The organism is Pseudomonas sp. LPB0260 (genome assembly GCF_013388395.1).
Genome location: NZ_CP058247.1, coordinates 2,999,879 through 3,013,534 on the forward strand (window position 1 = coordinate 2,999,879; position 13,656 = coordinate 3,013,534).

Sequence of the window (13,656 nt, forward strand, 5' to 3'; positions counted from 1 at the left end):
TGTCAGTGCGCAAGTGACTTTCAAACACCCGAGGTTCGACCTGTCATCTGTGGCGACGTAGAATGCCCGCCTTTCTTCTGGTGGCGGGCGTCAGTGGCGGCTGTCCGTTGCATTCATCGATTTTGACGAGGGATACCCCAATGAGCGATTACCAAGAGACGCTCTACGACGGCTACGGTCAGCGTTTTCGCGTGGACAAGCTGCTGCACGAGGTGCGCACCGAGCACCAGCACCTGGTGATCTTCGAGAATGCCCGCATGGGCCGGGTCATGGCCCTGGACGGGGTGATCCAGACCACCGAGGCGGATGAGTTCATCTACCACGAGATGCTCACCCACGTGCCGATCCTCGCCCATGGCCTGGCCAAGCGCGTGCTGATCATCGGCGGCGGCGACGGTGGCATCCTGCGCGAGGTGTGCAGGCACGCCAGCGTCGAGCACATCACCATGGTCGAGATCGACGGCACCGTGGTCGACATGTGCCGGGAGTTTCTGCCCAACCATTCCAGCGGTGCCTTCGACGACCCGCGGCTGAACCTGGTGATCGATGACGGCATGCGCTTCGTCGCCACCTGCACAGACAAGTTCGACGTGATCATCTCCGACTCCACCGACCCGATCGGCCCGGGCGAGGTGCTGTTCTCCGAGAACTTCTACCAGGCCTGCCGCCGCTGCCTGAACGACGGCGGCATCCTGGTGACCCAGAACGGCACGCCCTTCATGCAGCTGTCCGAGGTGCAGACCACCGCCGGGCGCATGCGCGGCCTGTTCGCCGACTGGCACTTCTACATGGCGGCGGTGCCGACCTATATCGGCGGCAGCATGACCTTCGCCTGGGGCAGCACCGACAGCGGCCAGCGCAAGCTGTCGGCCGAAACCCTGCGCCAGCGCTTCGTCGGCAGCGGTATCGTCACCCGTTACTACAACCCGGACATTCACCTCGGCGCCTTCGCCCTGCCGCAGTACGTGCTGCAGGCGATCAACAAGCCCAGCAACGACTGAGCCGCCAGCTGATTCGAGAAAAGGACCTGCGGGTCCTTTTTCTTTGCCGGCAGCTCGCCGGCGAACCGCGCCCTCTCGACATACCTGCGCTGAACAACACGGCCAGGCGCGCGAAGGCGCCTGAGCGTGTTGGCCCCAGTGGTGTTCCGCGCGTCGGGCGCCGAGGCCGAGGCGCCCCCGCGGCTGGCCGCGTGGCGGCCCAGTGCCTATAACTAACCCATGGCCGATCCGCTGCCCGCGGCGCCACAGAGGGCGCGTCGGGCGCGACGCAATGGCCGTTCCGCGGAGGGACACGCCCATGCCCAGCAGCCCCATACTCGAGATGATCGGCAACACGCCGATCCTGCCGCTTACCCGCCTGGACACCGGCCCCTGCGAGCTGTTCGTCAAGCTGGAAAACCAGAACCCCGGCGGTTCGATCAAGGACCGCATCGCCCTGACCATGATCGAGGCGGCCGAACGCAGCGGCGAGCTCAAGCCTGGCGGCACCATCATCGAGGCCACTGCCGGCAACACCGGCCTGGGCCTGGCCCTGGTGGCCGCGCAGAAGGGCTACCGCATGCTGCTGGTGGTGCCTGACAAGATGAGCCGCGAGAAGATCTTTCACCTCAAGGCCCTGGGCGCCGAGGTGCGCCTGACCCGTTCGGATGTCGGCAAGGGCCATCCCGAGTACTACCAGGACCTGGCGCGCAGCCTCGCCGGGACCATGCCCGGCGCCTTCTACATCGACCAGTTCAACAACCCGGCCAATGCCTGGGCCCACGAGAGCGGCACCGGCCCGGAGATCTGGCGCCAGCTCGAGCAGCGGGTCGACGCGGTGGTGGTCGGCGTCGGCTCGGGCGGTACCCTGGGCGGTCTGACCCGCTTCTTCCAGCGGGTGGCGCCGCAGGTCGAGATGGTCCTGGCCGATCCCGAAGGCTCGGTGCTGGCCGACTACGTGGAAACGGGCCAGTTCGGCGAGGCCGGCAGCTGGCTGGTGGAGGGCATCGGCGAGGACTTCGTGCCGGCGATTGCCGACTTTGCCCTGGTCAGGCGCGCCTACCGCATCAGCGACGCCGAGAGCCTGCACACCGCACGCCAGTTGCTGCAGGAGGAGGGCGTGCTGGCCGGCTCCTCGTCCGGCACCCTGCTGGCTGCGGCCCTGCGCTACTGCCGCGAGCAGACCACGCCGAAACGGGTGCTGACCTTCGTCTGCGACAGCGGCAACAAGTACCTGTCGAAGATGTTCAACGACTACTGGATGATCGACCAGGGGCTGATCGAAAGGCCCAGGGAGGGCAACCTGCGCGACCTGATCGCCCGGCGCTACGACGAGGGCGCTACCGTCACCTGCAAGCCGGGCGAGAGCCTGGCGGCGGTCTATGGGCGCATGCGTTTTCACGATATCGACCAGGTGCCGGTGATGGAGGGCGACCGGGTGGTCGGTTTGATCGACGAATGGGACCTGCTGCGCGCCGTGAAGGACGCCCCCGAGCACTTCCAGCTGCCGGTGCGCGAGGCCATGGTGACCAACCTCGATACTCTCGACCCCGATGTGCCACTCGAGCGTCTGTTGCAGACCTTCGATGAGGGCCATGTGGCGCTGATCGTCGAGCACGGCCGCTTTCTCGGTTTGATCACCAAGAGCGACGTACTGAGCCTCTGGCGCCGCACCCTGCGTTGAAAGGCGGCCGACCGTCCACAGGAGTCCCCATGAACGAGTTCGAAACCCTGACCGTGCATGCCGGCTACGAGCCGGACTGGACCGGCGCGGTGATGCCGCCGATCTACGCCACCTCGACGTTTCGCCAGCAGTCCCCCGGGGTACACACCGGCTACGAGTACGGGCGCAGCCAGAACCCCACGCGCCAGGCCCTGGAGCGGGCCATCGCCGAACTGGAGGGCGGTGCCCAGGGCTTCGCCTTCGCCTCAGGCCTGGCCGCCTGTGCCACGGTGCTGGAGCTGCTGCCGGCGAACAGTCATATGGTTGCGGTGGACGACCTCTATGGCGGCACCTACCGCCTGTTCGAGCGGGTGCGCAAGCCCGGCGCCGGCCTGCAGATCAGCTATGTGCCGGCGGACGCCGACGCCGCCACCCTGGCCGCCGCGCTCAAACCCGAGACCCGGATGATCTGGGTCGAGACACCGACCAACCCGACCCTCAAGCTCTGCGACCTGGCCCAGGTCGGCCGGCTGGGGCGCGAGCGCGGCATCCTCACGGTGGCCGACAACACCTTCGCCTCGCCTTACCTGCAGCGGCCGCTGGAGCACGGCTTCGACATCGTCGTGCACTCGGCGACCAAGTACCTCAATGGGCACTCGGACGTGATCGCCGGCCTGGTGGCGGTGGCCGACCGAGCGGAACTGGCCGAGCAGCTGGCGTTTCTGCAGAACTCGGTGGGCGGCATTCTCGATCCCTTCTCCAGCTTCCTCTGCCTGCGTGGCATGCGCACCCTGGCCCTGCGCCTGCAGCGGCACGTCGACAACGCCGCCGAGCTGGCGGCCTGGCTGGAGCGCCAGCCCGAGGTGGCATCGGTGCTCTATCCCGGACTCGCCAGCCACCCGCAGCACGCGCTGGCCAGGCAGCAGATGCGCGGTTTCGGTGGGTTGATCAGCCTGTACCTGGCCGCCGACGGCGAGGGTACCCGGCGTTTCCTTGAGGCCACGACGCTCTTCACCCTGGCCGAGAGCCTCGGCGGGGTGGAGAGCCTGATCAGCCAGCCGGCGAAGATGACCCACGCCTCCATCCCCGCCGAACGTCGCGCGCAGATCGGCATCGGCGACAACCTGGTGCGCCTGTCGGTGGGCATTGAGCACGTCGAGGATTTGCGTCGTGATCTACAGCAGGGCTTGGCGGCAGTGGCCGGTTGATCCGCCGGCAGGCAACCCCCCTGGGTTGCCGTCGGCGAGGGCGGACGTGGCCGTCTGCAGCTGCTTTGTTCGATTGGCCAGCAGGTGCCGTTCCTCGGGTAAAGCGAGATATCGCTTGAATACCTCGGACCATGGTCCACACTTTTTCAGACTATGGTCTGATCCAGGCTTGAGGTCGGTCGCCGATTCGGCCCTAAGAACCGCAAATGACCCAGTAGCGGGAGAGACTCATGTCAGTGGCAAGAATTCTTTTTCTGATTATCTGTTCGTCGATGCTGGCGCTGGGCGCCCAGGCCAGGCCGGCGGTCGGAACGGTAGCCCTCTATTCCGACGGCACGGTGGAAAAACTCGTTGCCTATGACGGCAACCGAGCAGTCTGGGAGGACACCCGCAAGCGCCGCTATACCTACGGCAACAACCCCCTGTCGCTGGTTCTGGCCCGTGAAGATCTGCTACGCCCGACGCGCAGCTACACGGTTGACGTGAAGTCCGGCGACCCTGCGCGTCTGCTCGGGGCCTCCGCCGGAAGCGCTGAACGTTTCGTGCTGAGACGAATCTATCGTGATGGTCGAAGGAAACTGCGCGAGTGGCAGTGCCAGTCCTTGGGCAAGGGGTCTTTTTCACTCGCGGGGCAAACGCTGGGCACCGAGCGTTACAGCTGTCTGCGCAGTTATCGCAACAGCAGCGGCTCCTCGCGCAAGGACGAGCGCCTGATCACCTATGCCCCCAGCCTGAACCTGATCGTCGCGTTGGAGCGGACCAGGACCAAGGTCTATCGAAAACGCGCAGACAAGACCACCACCACGAACCGCACCCTGAAGCATCTGTTAGCCCCCCAGGAAGCCAACGCCAAAAGGATCAGGCAAATCCACCGCCAATTGGCGAAGTGAGCAGGCCATGATCGATTCATCAGCGTCACTTCAGCAGCGTTTGCAGAAGGCCAAGCAGAGTTACGTAACCCGCCACCTCGAGCTTGCCGCCTGTCACGCGCTGCTACCCTTTCAGCCGGTAGCCTTGGGCGATCTTTTGCTCGCCCGTGTCACCAAGATCCGCCAGCATCCGCGTATCGAACTGCCTTGCGGGCGGCGTGCCAATCTGTTCGTCGACGACGAAGTGATTCTGGCGGCCGGCAACCGATACGCCACCGACCAGTTCGCCGCGACGCTGCCGATCGGCAGCAGCGCTTATCTGGTCGCCGGCGGCGGTATCGCCGCCGAGGTCATCAGTCGTCATGCGTCGGTCAAGCCGGCGACCGAGATCGAGATCCTCGGTCTGCTGGCAGACGAGCAGCAACAGGTCCTCAATCTCAGTCGCTTCGTCACCCTGGCGAATGCTCCGGAGCCGTTGGCAACGGGTGGCATGCGCATCTTGCTGGTGGTCGGCACGGGCATGAACAGTGGCAAGACCACCTTGGCCACCGCCCTGGTTTCCACCCTCTGCCGTCAGGCTTGCCGAGTGGTGGCGGCCAAGTTGACCGGCACCGGGTCGGGACCCGACGTCTGGCGCTTTCGCGATGCCGGGGCAATGGCCGCCTTCGACTTTACCGACGCGGGTCTGCCGGGTACCTGGAAACAGCCGACCGAACGCCTCTTCACCATCGCCAGGCAGATCATCAACGCATCCTGCACCCATGAGGCGCAATACCTGGTGATCGAGTTGGCCGATGGCATCCTGCAGGAGGAAACCAAGGCGCTGATCGAGCACCGGGACTTCATGTCGCTTTGCGATGGCTGCTTCTGCGCCGCCGATTGCGCGCCAGGTGCGCTGATGCTGGTCCAGCAGCTGGCGCCGAGCAGGGTCCCGGTGCTGGCGATCAGCGGAACCCTGACCAGGGCGCCTCTGCTCATTGAGGAGGTCCGCCATCATACGGGCTTGCCCGTTCTCACCCTGGATCAGGTCTACGATCCGCGCACGGTGGATATCGTCCTTGGAGAACTGAGTCCGGTGCGATGAGCAGGTTGGCCGAGGTCACTGGTAATCGGCGCTGGCTCGGCCTGGTCGGGCTGAGCCTGATCGGCATGCTGCAGTCCCTCTCGCTGCTGTTCTTCATCATGCAGATTCGCAACCGGATAATGGCCCAGGAAGGCCCGTTCCTCGAGGGCCTGCTGCTGCTCGTGCCCCTGGTGTTCCTGCTGTCGGCCGGCCGCTTCATGGAGCGGACGGTGGCGGAGAAGTTGGCCCAGAGCTATGTCCACGAGGTCCGCACGCAGATCTTCGAGCATTTCCTCTGCCTGCCCACCGCGGACGCCTTGCGCGTCGGACGGGGTACCTTGCTGATGCGCCTGACCGGTGACCTGCTGGCGCTGCGCAACTGGCTGGTCGAGGGGGTGGCGCGTATGACGGTGCTGACCGTCTGGCTGTCGGTGGCGCTGGTCACCTTGCTGGTGCTCGATCCGCTGCTGGTCGCGGTGCTAGGCGGCCTGGCGGCCGCCGCCGTGCCGATCTACTGGCTGGGCGGGCGATACTTCTACGACGCCAGCAGCAACACCCGCAAGCATCGTTCGCGGTTGATGAACTACATGAGCCAGCGCATCGCCGCCGTGACGCTGATTCAATCGGTGAATCAGGCCGGTCGCGAGGCGCGGCGTTTTCGCCGGCTGAGCAACGACATGCACCGCTGGCAGCTCAAGCGCGCACAAGGCGGCGGCTGGCTGCGGGCCGGCACCGAGTTCATCAGCCTGACCCTGGTGGGGTTGCTGGCGTTGGTGGGGCACAGTCGTGTGCTCAGCGGCCACCTGTCGGCGGATGAGTTCGTCATGGTGATCATCGTGTCCCTCTACATGTTGCCGCAGATGCGCCGCCTCGGGCGAATCTACGAATACTGGACCCAGTACCAGTTGGCCCGCTTCAAGCTGCAGCGGTTTCTGCGTCGGAACCCCGTTGCCCCAGGTGGGCGCCGGCTCAAGTTGCCCGTTGGCGCACCGGTTTCCGTCACGCTGTCCATCGCTGCGGAGGGGGGCGTCGAGCGCCGGTTGTCTGCACCGGCCGGCGCACGGGTGCTGCTCTCGGGCGCCTCGGGGAGCGGCAAGAGCCGCCTGCTGCGTGCGATGGCCGGCATCGAGCCCATGCCTGGACTGAGCGGCAGTCTCGATGCCATTTCCCTGGATGAGCTGGCCGCGAGCGAGCGGCAGCGACGTATCGTCTTGATCGGTGAGCCCGCGACGTTCTGGCAGACCTCCATTCGGGAGAACCTGATCTACGGCATGCGCCGCGGTGACCAGCCGGACATCGAGCAGGTCATTGATCTGTGCGGTTTGCGCAGCCTGGCCGAGAGATTGCCCAACGGCCTGGATAGCCGCCTGGGCGCCAAGGGAATCCAGCTGTCGAGCGCGGAAGAGTTCCGTTTGATGCTTGCGCGCGGTTTGCTGAGGCGTCCCTCGTTGCTGCTCATCGATCATGCCTCGGCGTCGAGTGACTCGACGATCGATGAGCTGCTGGCCAAGGTCGGCAGCACCTTTCCCGGAACCATGATTGTCGCCCGTTCCGACGCGAGCAAGCCGCAATGGGCGACCAAGTACTGGACCCTGTCTGCGCCGCCGCTCGGTGTTGTGAAGCCGATTTCGACGACGGTGCGGACCGCCAGCGGGGAGACTCACCATGAAAACAGCTGAGCTTTACAGCACGCGTGAACTGTCGGCATGGCTCTATGAACCGGCCACGCTGAGGGACGCCAGCCGCTTGTTTGTCTGTGTCCACGGCATCTCGCGTAACGCCCGCGAGCAGCAGGAGGCCTTCAGGGCGACGGCCGATGAGCTGGGGGTGCGCCTGTTGGCCCCTGAGTTCAGCCACGACCGCTTTCCTGGCTACCAGCGCCTGGACACTGGGCTCGGGCTGACCCGCGCCGATCTCGCCTTCAACCGCATGCTGATGAGCCTGGGCAGTGACCTGCAGGTACCGGGGTGGGCGCTGGACATGTTTGGCTATTCGGGCGGCGCGCAGTTCTGCCACCGTTATGCGCTCTGTTATCCCGCGCGCACCCGCAGCCTGGTGCTCACGGGCGCCGGTTGGTACACCTTTCCCGACCGCGCCGTGAAGTACCCGCGCGGGTTGGCCAACTGGCCATCCGTACTGCCGGGACCGGCGGCGGCAGAGGCGATGACCAGGATTCCCACGCTGGTGCTAGTCGGCGATCGCGATACGCTGCGCGATGCCAGCCTGCGCAAGGGCGAGCGCATCGACAAGCAGCAGGGCCGCAATCGCCTGGTCAGAGCGCACAAGTGGGTCGAATGCTGGCGACAACTGGGCCACGCAGCCAGGCTTGAACTCGCCGAATTGCAGGGTGGCGAGCACGATTTCGCCCTGTGCGCCGAGCAGACCGACATGCTGCAAAGAGTTTCCCGCTTCCTGGCACGGCCAGAAGGACACTGAGGATATGAAGACACTATTGATGAGTTCCCTTGGCGCGCTCCTGCTCGCAGGCTGCACGACCCTGGCCGTTCCCAACAAGGACGCTCCGCAGTTGCTCGACGCCAGGCAAGTGACCGCCGCCTTTTCCGGCAACACCGTGCGCTCCTACAACCGCTCCCGCAAGATCAATACCTATACCTACTACGCTGCGGACGGCAGCGTGCTGCAGGAGCGCTTCTGGGAGGTGCGCAAGGGGCGTTGGCAGGTCATGCCCGATGGCCAGATGTGCCTGGTCTTCGCGAAGAAGTCCTGCCGTTTCATCGGCCGGGTCGGCGACAAGCTGTACAAGTATCGGCGCAGCTCCAACGGGCAGCTGAAGGCGATCATTCGCTACTCTGACTTTACAACCGGTAACTACGTCGGGTTGTAGGTGGTGGACTCCAGCGATGCTCAGTGCAGTCTTCTGACGTATTGTTGTAGTCAGCCCGTCTGGCGCGGTTCGTCCTGCGTCGGGCGTTGATCGTCCTGAGCCAGCGAGGGGCTGAGTGGATAATATCCTGATCACCGGCGCCGCTTCGGGCATTGGCGCCGCCACGGCCCGGTTGTTTCATTCCCGCGGCTGGACGGTCGGCCTGCTCGACATCAATCACCATGACCTGGCCGAACTGGCGAGCGAGCTGGGTGGCGTCTGGCACGCCGAGCTGGACGTGGCCGACCCGGATGCGGCGCAGCTGGCGCTGGCGGATTTCTGCGCCATGCATGGCGGACAGTTGCGTCTGCTGTTCAACTGCGCGGGGCTGATGAGCTGCGGCTACTTCGAGGAAATCCCCCAGGCCGAGCAGATGCGGATGCTCCAGGTCAATGTGCTCGGCGTACTCAACATGAGCCATGCGGCATTCCCCTACCTCAAGGACACCAGCAATGCCCAGGTGATCAACATGGGTTCGGCCTCCGCGGTCTACGGCGTGCCGCACCTGGCCAGCTACTCGGCGTCGAAGTTCGCCGTGCGCGGCCTGACCGAGGCGCTGGAGCTGGAGTGGCTCAGGCATGGCATCCGGGTTGGCGACCTGATGCCGCCCTTCGTCGCCACGCCGATGCTCGCCAATCAGCACTTCGACGCGCCGGTGATGCGTCGCCTGGGCGTCCGGCTGCAGGCCCGGGACGTCGCCGAGGCGGTCTGGCAGCAGGCCCAGGGGGCTGCGGTGCATCGCCCGGTCGGTCTGCGTTTCCGGCTGCTGTACTGGGCCGCGCAGCTCGCGCCCGCCTGGCTCAATCGGCTGATCATGAGCCGGCTGAGCCGCGAGTAGCCTGGACAGCCGCTGGCCGTCGGTCGCCGTCGAAACGTTTCGTGATGGGTTGTCGCAGCAAAGTTGCCCGGCTCGCGCTAACCTGCAATAGACGGCTCTGAATCATTCGATCTGAATGGCGCAACGTCGACCAGCCCTGGCTTCAGGTCTGGCTTATGACACATCAAGCAGCACTTGCTTGATTCTCGGGCGGCACCTTCGGGTGTCGCGACACCGCCGCAGTAAAGACGGTTGCAATGGGAAAGCGGTTAATCCATCCATCGCCTGAGGAGATCACTTCATGAGCACAGCCTTGCACGATGATGTCAGCAGCGGAGTATTACGGCGGATGAAGGAGGGCGGTTTCGACTTTGCCAGCTTCCATCCAATCGAGTTCTACGCCATTTTCCCGGACGAGGAGCGGGCCCGCATGGCGACCAGGAACTTTCGTGGAGAGTCCTTGCATGCCCTGGTGACCGAGCGCGATGACGGCGCCTGGCACCTGCAGGTGAGCAAGGTGATGTATGCGACCCATGCCGGTATCGGCGACTTCGAGCATGACCTGGAGTCGGTGGTGGTACCCCTAGGCGGCACCCTGGATGGCTGGGGGGTGACGCAGGAGGTCAAGGCTTCGCGGCCCTGATCGCCGGCCTGCAGCAGGCCCTCATCGGCTCACGGCCGGTGAGGGCGCGAGCCGCACCCTTCCCTGAATCGACTCCGCGGCACACCCTGTGCACATTCGCGGGGGCTCGCAGTCGACCATCTTCGTCGCACCGGCCGGCGGCAAATCGGCGAGTGCCTATACTCAACGTTAGTGATTTCTGATCGTGGCGCTCAATGCCGCGTCTTGGGGCGCGCTGAGTTCGATTGTTCGCCCTGCTGTGCCGTCTTGGTGCGGGTAACCACCATCAGCTGCCTATCAGATTGAACTTTCAGGGATAAGCCTGATGGCTCGGGCTTTGCAACGCTCTAGTGCATCCGGGGGCAAGGAGTACGGCATGGCGCGAACTTACTACGATGAGATGTACCTGGCGAACGGCGAGTGCCGGGAGCACTACCGCGAATTCACCCGTTGGCTGGCCGAAACGCCTAAGGATTCGCTGGCCCAGCGGCGGCGCGAGGCCGACCTGTTGTTCCACCGAGCCGGCATCACTTTCACCCTCTACGGCGATGACCAGGGCACCGAACGGCTGATTCCCTTCGACATCATTCCGCGCAGCATTCCGGCGAGCGAGTGGCGCATGGTCGAGCGCGGCTGCATCCAGCGGGTGCAGGCGCTGAACATGTTCCTCGCCGACCTCTACCACGACCAGCGCATCCTCAAGGCCGGCATCATCCCGGCCGAGCAGGTGCTGACCAACGAGGGCTATCAGATGGCGATGCAGGGTCTCGACCTGCATCGCGACATCTACGCCCATATCGCCGGGGTCGACCTGGTACGCGACGGCGATGGCAGCTATTACGTGCTGGAAGACAACCTGCGCACGCCCAGCGGTGTCAGCTATATGCTCGAGGACCGCAAGATGATGATGCGGCTGTTCCCCGAGCTGTTCTCCGCGCAACGGGTGGCGCCGATCAATCACTACCCGAGCCTGTTGCTCGATACCCTGAAGAGCTCCAGCGCGCTGGATAATCCCACCGTGGTGGTGCTGACCCCGGGGCGTTTCAACAGCGCCTATTTCGAGCACGCCTTCCTCGCCCGCGAGATGGGCGTCGAGCTGGTCGAGGGCGCCGACCTGCTGGTGCGCGACGACAAGCTGTATATGCGTACCACCTCGGGGGCCAAGCAGGTGGACGTGGTCTACCGGCGCATCGACGATGCCTACCTCGATCCACTGGCCTTCAACCCGGATTCCATGCTCGGCGTGCCGGGGCTGCTGTCGACCTACCGCTCCGGCAACGTGGTGCTGGCCAACGCCATTGGCACCGGGGTGGCGGACGACAAGTCGATCTACCCCTATGTCGACGAGATGATCCGTTTCTACCTGGACGAGGACGCCATTCTCAAGAACGTGCCGACCTGGCAATGCCGCAAGCCCGAGGAGCTGTCCCATGTGCTGGCCAACCTGCCCGAGCTGGTGGTCAAGGAAACCCAGGGCTCGGGTGGCTACGGCATGCTGGTCGGGCCGGCGGCGAGCAAGGCGGAGATCGAGGATTTCCGCGCCCGGCTGATCGCCCGACCGGAGGCCTACATCGCCCAGCCAACCCTGTCGCTGTCGACCTGCCCGACCTTCGTCGAGAACGGCATCGCCCCGCGCCACATCGACCTGCGCCCGTTTGTCCTGTCCGGTCGCGAAACTCGCCTGGTGCCAGGCGGCCTGACGCGCGTGGCATTGCGCGAAGGCTCGCTGGTGGTCAACTCGTCGCAAGGCGGCGGGACCAAGGACACCTGGGTAGTGGAGGATTAATCATGCTGTCGAGAACCGCCTCCGATCTGTACTGGATGTCCCGTTATCTGGAGCGCGCCGAGAACCTCGCGCGCATGCTCGACGTCAGCTATTCGCTGTCGCTGATGCCGCAGGATGGCAGCGGCGATGGCCTGGATGAACTGGCCATGCCATTGCTGATCACCGGCACCCTGGACGAGTACCTGGAGCGCCATGGCCAGATGCATGCCGAGCGCATGCTGAACTTCTTCGCCCTGGATGCCGACAACCCGGCGAGCATCTATTGCTGCCTGCAGGCCGCGCGCACCAATGCCCATGCGGTCCGCGGCCGCATCACCGGCGACATGTGGGAGAACATCAACGCCACCTGGCTGGAGATTCGCGGCATCTCCGAACAGGGCTTGGGGCGTTTCGGCATCAGCCGCTTCTGCGAGTGGGTCAAGGAGCGCTCGCACCTGTTCCGCGGCGCCACCTTCGGCACCATCATGCGGGGCGATCCCTACCGTTTCATTCGCCTGGGCATCTTCATCGAGCGCGCCGACAACACCCTGCGCCTGCTCGATGCCCGCTACGAACTGCTCGGCGAGGACATCGACGAGATCGACGGCCGCCCGGCGCGCAGCTATTACCAGTGGACCGCCTTGCTCAGGGCGTTGTCGTCCTTCGAGGCCTTCGCCGAGATCTACCGCGGCTCGCCAGGGGCGCGCAAGGTGTCCGAACTGCTGCTGCTGCGCCCGGAGGTGCCGCGCTCGCTGCGCGCCTGCCTGGAGGAGCTCAACCTGATGCTCGCCAACCTGCCCGGCGAGAACGGCCGCCCGGCCCAGCGCCTGGCCGCCGAGCTGGAGGCGCGCCTGCGCTATACCGGCATCAACGAAATTCTCGATGAGGGGCTGCATGCCTGGCTCACCGAGTCCATCCAGCAGGTCCGCCTGCTGGGCCAAGCCATCCAAACGTCATACCTGGAGGTAGCATGAGACTGTCGATTAGCCATGACACCACCTACCACTACGAAGACCAGGTGCGTGCGAGCATCCAGTACCTGCGTGTGACCCCCCACGACAGCGAGCGCCAGCACGTGATCAGCTGGCAGCTCAAGCTGCCCCATCCGGTCCGTGCGCAACTCGACCCATTCGGCAATATCCTGCATGTGCTGACCCTGGATGAGCCCCACGACACCGTGGTGATCGGCGCTCACGGCGAGGTAGAGATCGACGAGCACCGCGAAGCGGAGCACGAGGATCATTCCGCCTTGCCGTTCCTGCGCAGCACCAGCCTGACCTCGGCGGACGAGGCGATGCGTGAGTTCGCCGTGCAGCACTGCCAGCAACGTCGCGACCGCGCAGCGCTGATCGACCTGATGCACGCATTGAACGCGCATATCAGCTACCTGCCGGGCAGCACCGAGACGGGGACCAGCGCCGCCGAAGCCTTCGCCGGGCGCCAGGGGGTCTGCCAGGATCAGGCCCACGCCTTTCTCGCCTGTACCCGCAGCCTGGGGATTCCGGCACGTTACGTTTCCGGCTACCTGTTCACCGGCGACGACGAGCAGCTGGCCAGTCACGCCTGGGCCGAAGCCTGGCTGGACGACGCCTGGTACAGCTTCGACGTGACCAACTGCCTGGCCATCGCCGAGCGCCATCTGAAGCTGGCCGTGGGCCTGGATTACCTGGACGCCTGCCCGGTACGCGGCGTGCGTCGCGGTGGCGGCGGCGAGCAGATGAACGCGAAGCTGGCCGCTCCACCGCAGTTGCGCGCCCGGGCCCAGTGACGGCTACATGGCCATGT

The 13,656-nt window shown here is 65.2% G+C and carries 13 protein-coding genes; all 13 read left to right on the forward strand.

Going from position 1 to position 13,656, the window contains the following annotated elements:
* Positions 1 to 140 precede the first annotated feature (140 nt).
* The 13 genes from speE (at position 141) to LPB260_RS13665 (ending at position 13,639) form a co-directional block, all read left to right on the forward strand.
* The gene (gene speE / locus LPB260_RS13605; RefSeq protein ID WP_208709485.1) at positions 141 to 1,001 is read left to right on the forward strand and encodes a polyamine aminopropyltransferase; all 861 of its coding nucleotides are present in this window, start codon (positions 141 to 143) and stop codon (positions 999 to 1,001) included.
* A 298-nt stretch (positions 1,002 to 1,299) separates the two neighbouring features.
* Positions 1,300 to 2,664 (forward strand): pyridoxal-phosphate dependent enzyme, encoded by a 1,365-nt coding sequence (locus LPB260_RS13610; protein WP_218281520.1) that lies wholly within the window; start codon positions 1,300 to 1,302, stop codon positions 2,662 to 2,664.
* A gap of 29 nt (positions 2,665 to 2,693) precedes the next feature.
* Positions 2,694 to 3,851 carry a PLP-dependent aspartate aminotransferase family protein gene (locus tag LPB260_RS13615; RefSeq protein WP_208709487.1) on the forward strand — a complete coding sequence of 386 codons (1,158 nt, stop codon included), beginning with the start codon at positions 2,694 to 2,696 and terminating at the stop codon, positions 3,849 to 3,851.
* A gap of 230 nt (positions 3,852 to 4,081) precedes the next feature.
* Positions 4,082 to 4,741 (forward strand): hypothetical protein, encoded by a 660-nt coding sequence (locus tag LPB260_RS13620; RefSeq protein WP_208709489.1) that lies wholly within the window; start codon positions 4,082 to 4,084, stop codon positions 4,739 to 4,741.
* Between the two features lie 40 nt (positions 4,742 to 4,781).
* Positions 4,782 to 5,804, forward strand: a complete 1,023-nt coding sequence (locus tag LPB260_RS13625; protein ID WP_208709491.1) for a DUF1611 domain-containing protein — start codon at positions 4,782 to 4,784, stop codon at positions 5,802 to 5,804.
* Positions 5,801 to 7,462, forward strand: a complete 1,662-nt coding sequence (locus LPB260_RS13630; RefSeq protein ID WP_208709493.1) for an ABC transporter ATP-binding protein — start codon at positions 5,801 to 5,803, stop codon at positions 7,460 to 7,462. The genes LPB260_RS13625 and LPB260_RS13630 overlap by 4 nt, the downstream gene beginning before the upstream one ends.
* Positions 7,449 to 8,219, forward strand: a complete 771-nt coding sequence (locus LPB260_RS13635; RefSeq protein ID WP_208709495.1) for a hypothetical protein — start codon at positions 7,449 to 7,451, stop codon at positions 8,217 to 8,219. Before LPB260_RS13630 ends, LPB260_RS13635 begins: the two co-directional genes overlap by 14 nt.
* A gap of 4 nt (positions 8,220 to 8,223) precedes the next feature.
* Positions 8,224 to 8,628 carry a hypothetical protein gene (locus LPB260_RS13640; protein ID WP_208709497.1) on the forward strand — a complete coding sequence of 135 codons (405 nt, stop codon included), beginning with the start codon at positions 8,224 to 8,226 and terminating at the stop codon, positions 8,626 to 8,628.
* Positions 8,629 to 8,743: 115 nt separating this feature from the next.
* Positions 8,744 to 9,505 (forward strand): SDR family oxidoreductase, encoded by a 762-nt coding sequence (locus LPB260_RS13645; RefSeq protein ID WP_208709499.1) that lies wholly within the window; start codon positions 8,744 to 8,746, stop codon positions 9,503 to 9,505.
* Between the two features lie 280 nt (positions 9,506 to 9,785).
* Positions 9,786 to 10,127 carry a ribonuclease E inhibitor RraB gene (locus LPB260_RS13650; RefSeq protein WP_208709501.1) on the forward strand — a complete coding sequence of 114 codons (342 nt, stop codon included), beginning with the start codon at positions 9,786 to 9,788 and terminating at the stop codon, positions 10,125 to 10,127.
* A 355-nt stretch (positions 10,128 to 10,482) separates the two neighbouring features.
* On the forward strand, positions 10,483 to 11,892 hold the full coding sequence (locus LPB260_RS13655; protein ID WP_208709503.1) for a circularly permuted type 2 ATP-grasp protein: 1,410 nt from the start codon (positions 10,483 to 10,485) through the stop codon (positions 11,890 to 11,892).
* Positions 11,893 to 11,894: 2 nt separating this feature from the next.
* Positions 11,895 to 12,845, forward strand: coding sequence for an alpha-E domain-containing protein (locus LPB260_RS13660; RefSeq protein ID WP_208709505.1), 951 nt, complete (start codon positions 11,895 to 11,897; stop codon positions 12,843 to 12,845).
* A complete protein-coding gene (locus LPB260_RS13665) occupies positions 12,842 to 13,639 on the forward strand; it encodes a transglutaminase family protein (protein WP_208709507.1) in 798 nt (265 codons plus the stop codon). The genes LPB260_RS13660 and LPB260_RS13665 overlap by 4 nt, the downstream gene beginning before the upstream one ends.
* Positions 13,640 to 13,656 lie beyond the last annotated feature (17 nt).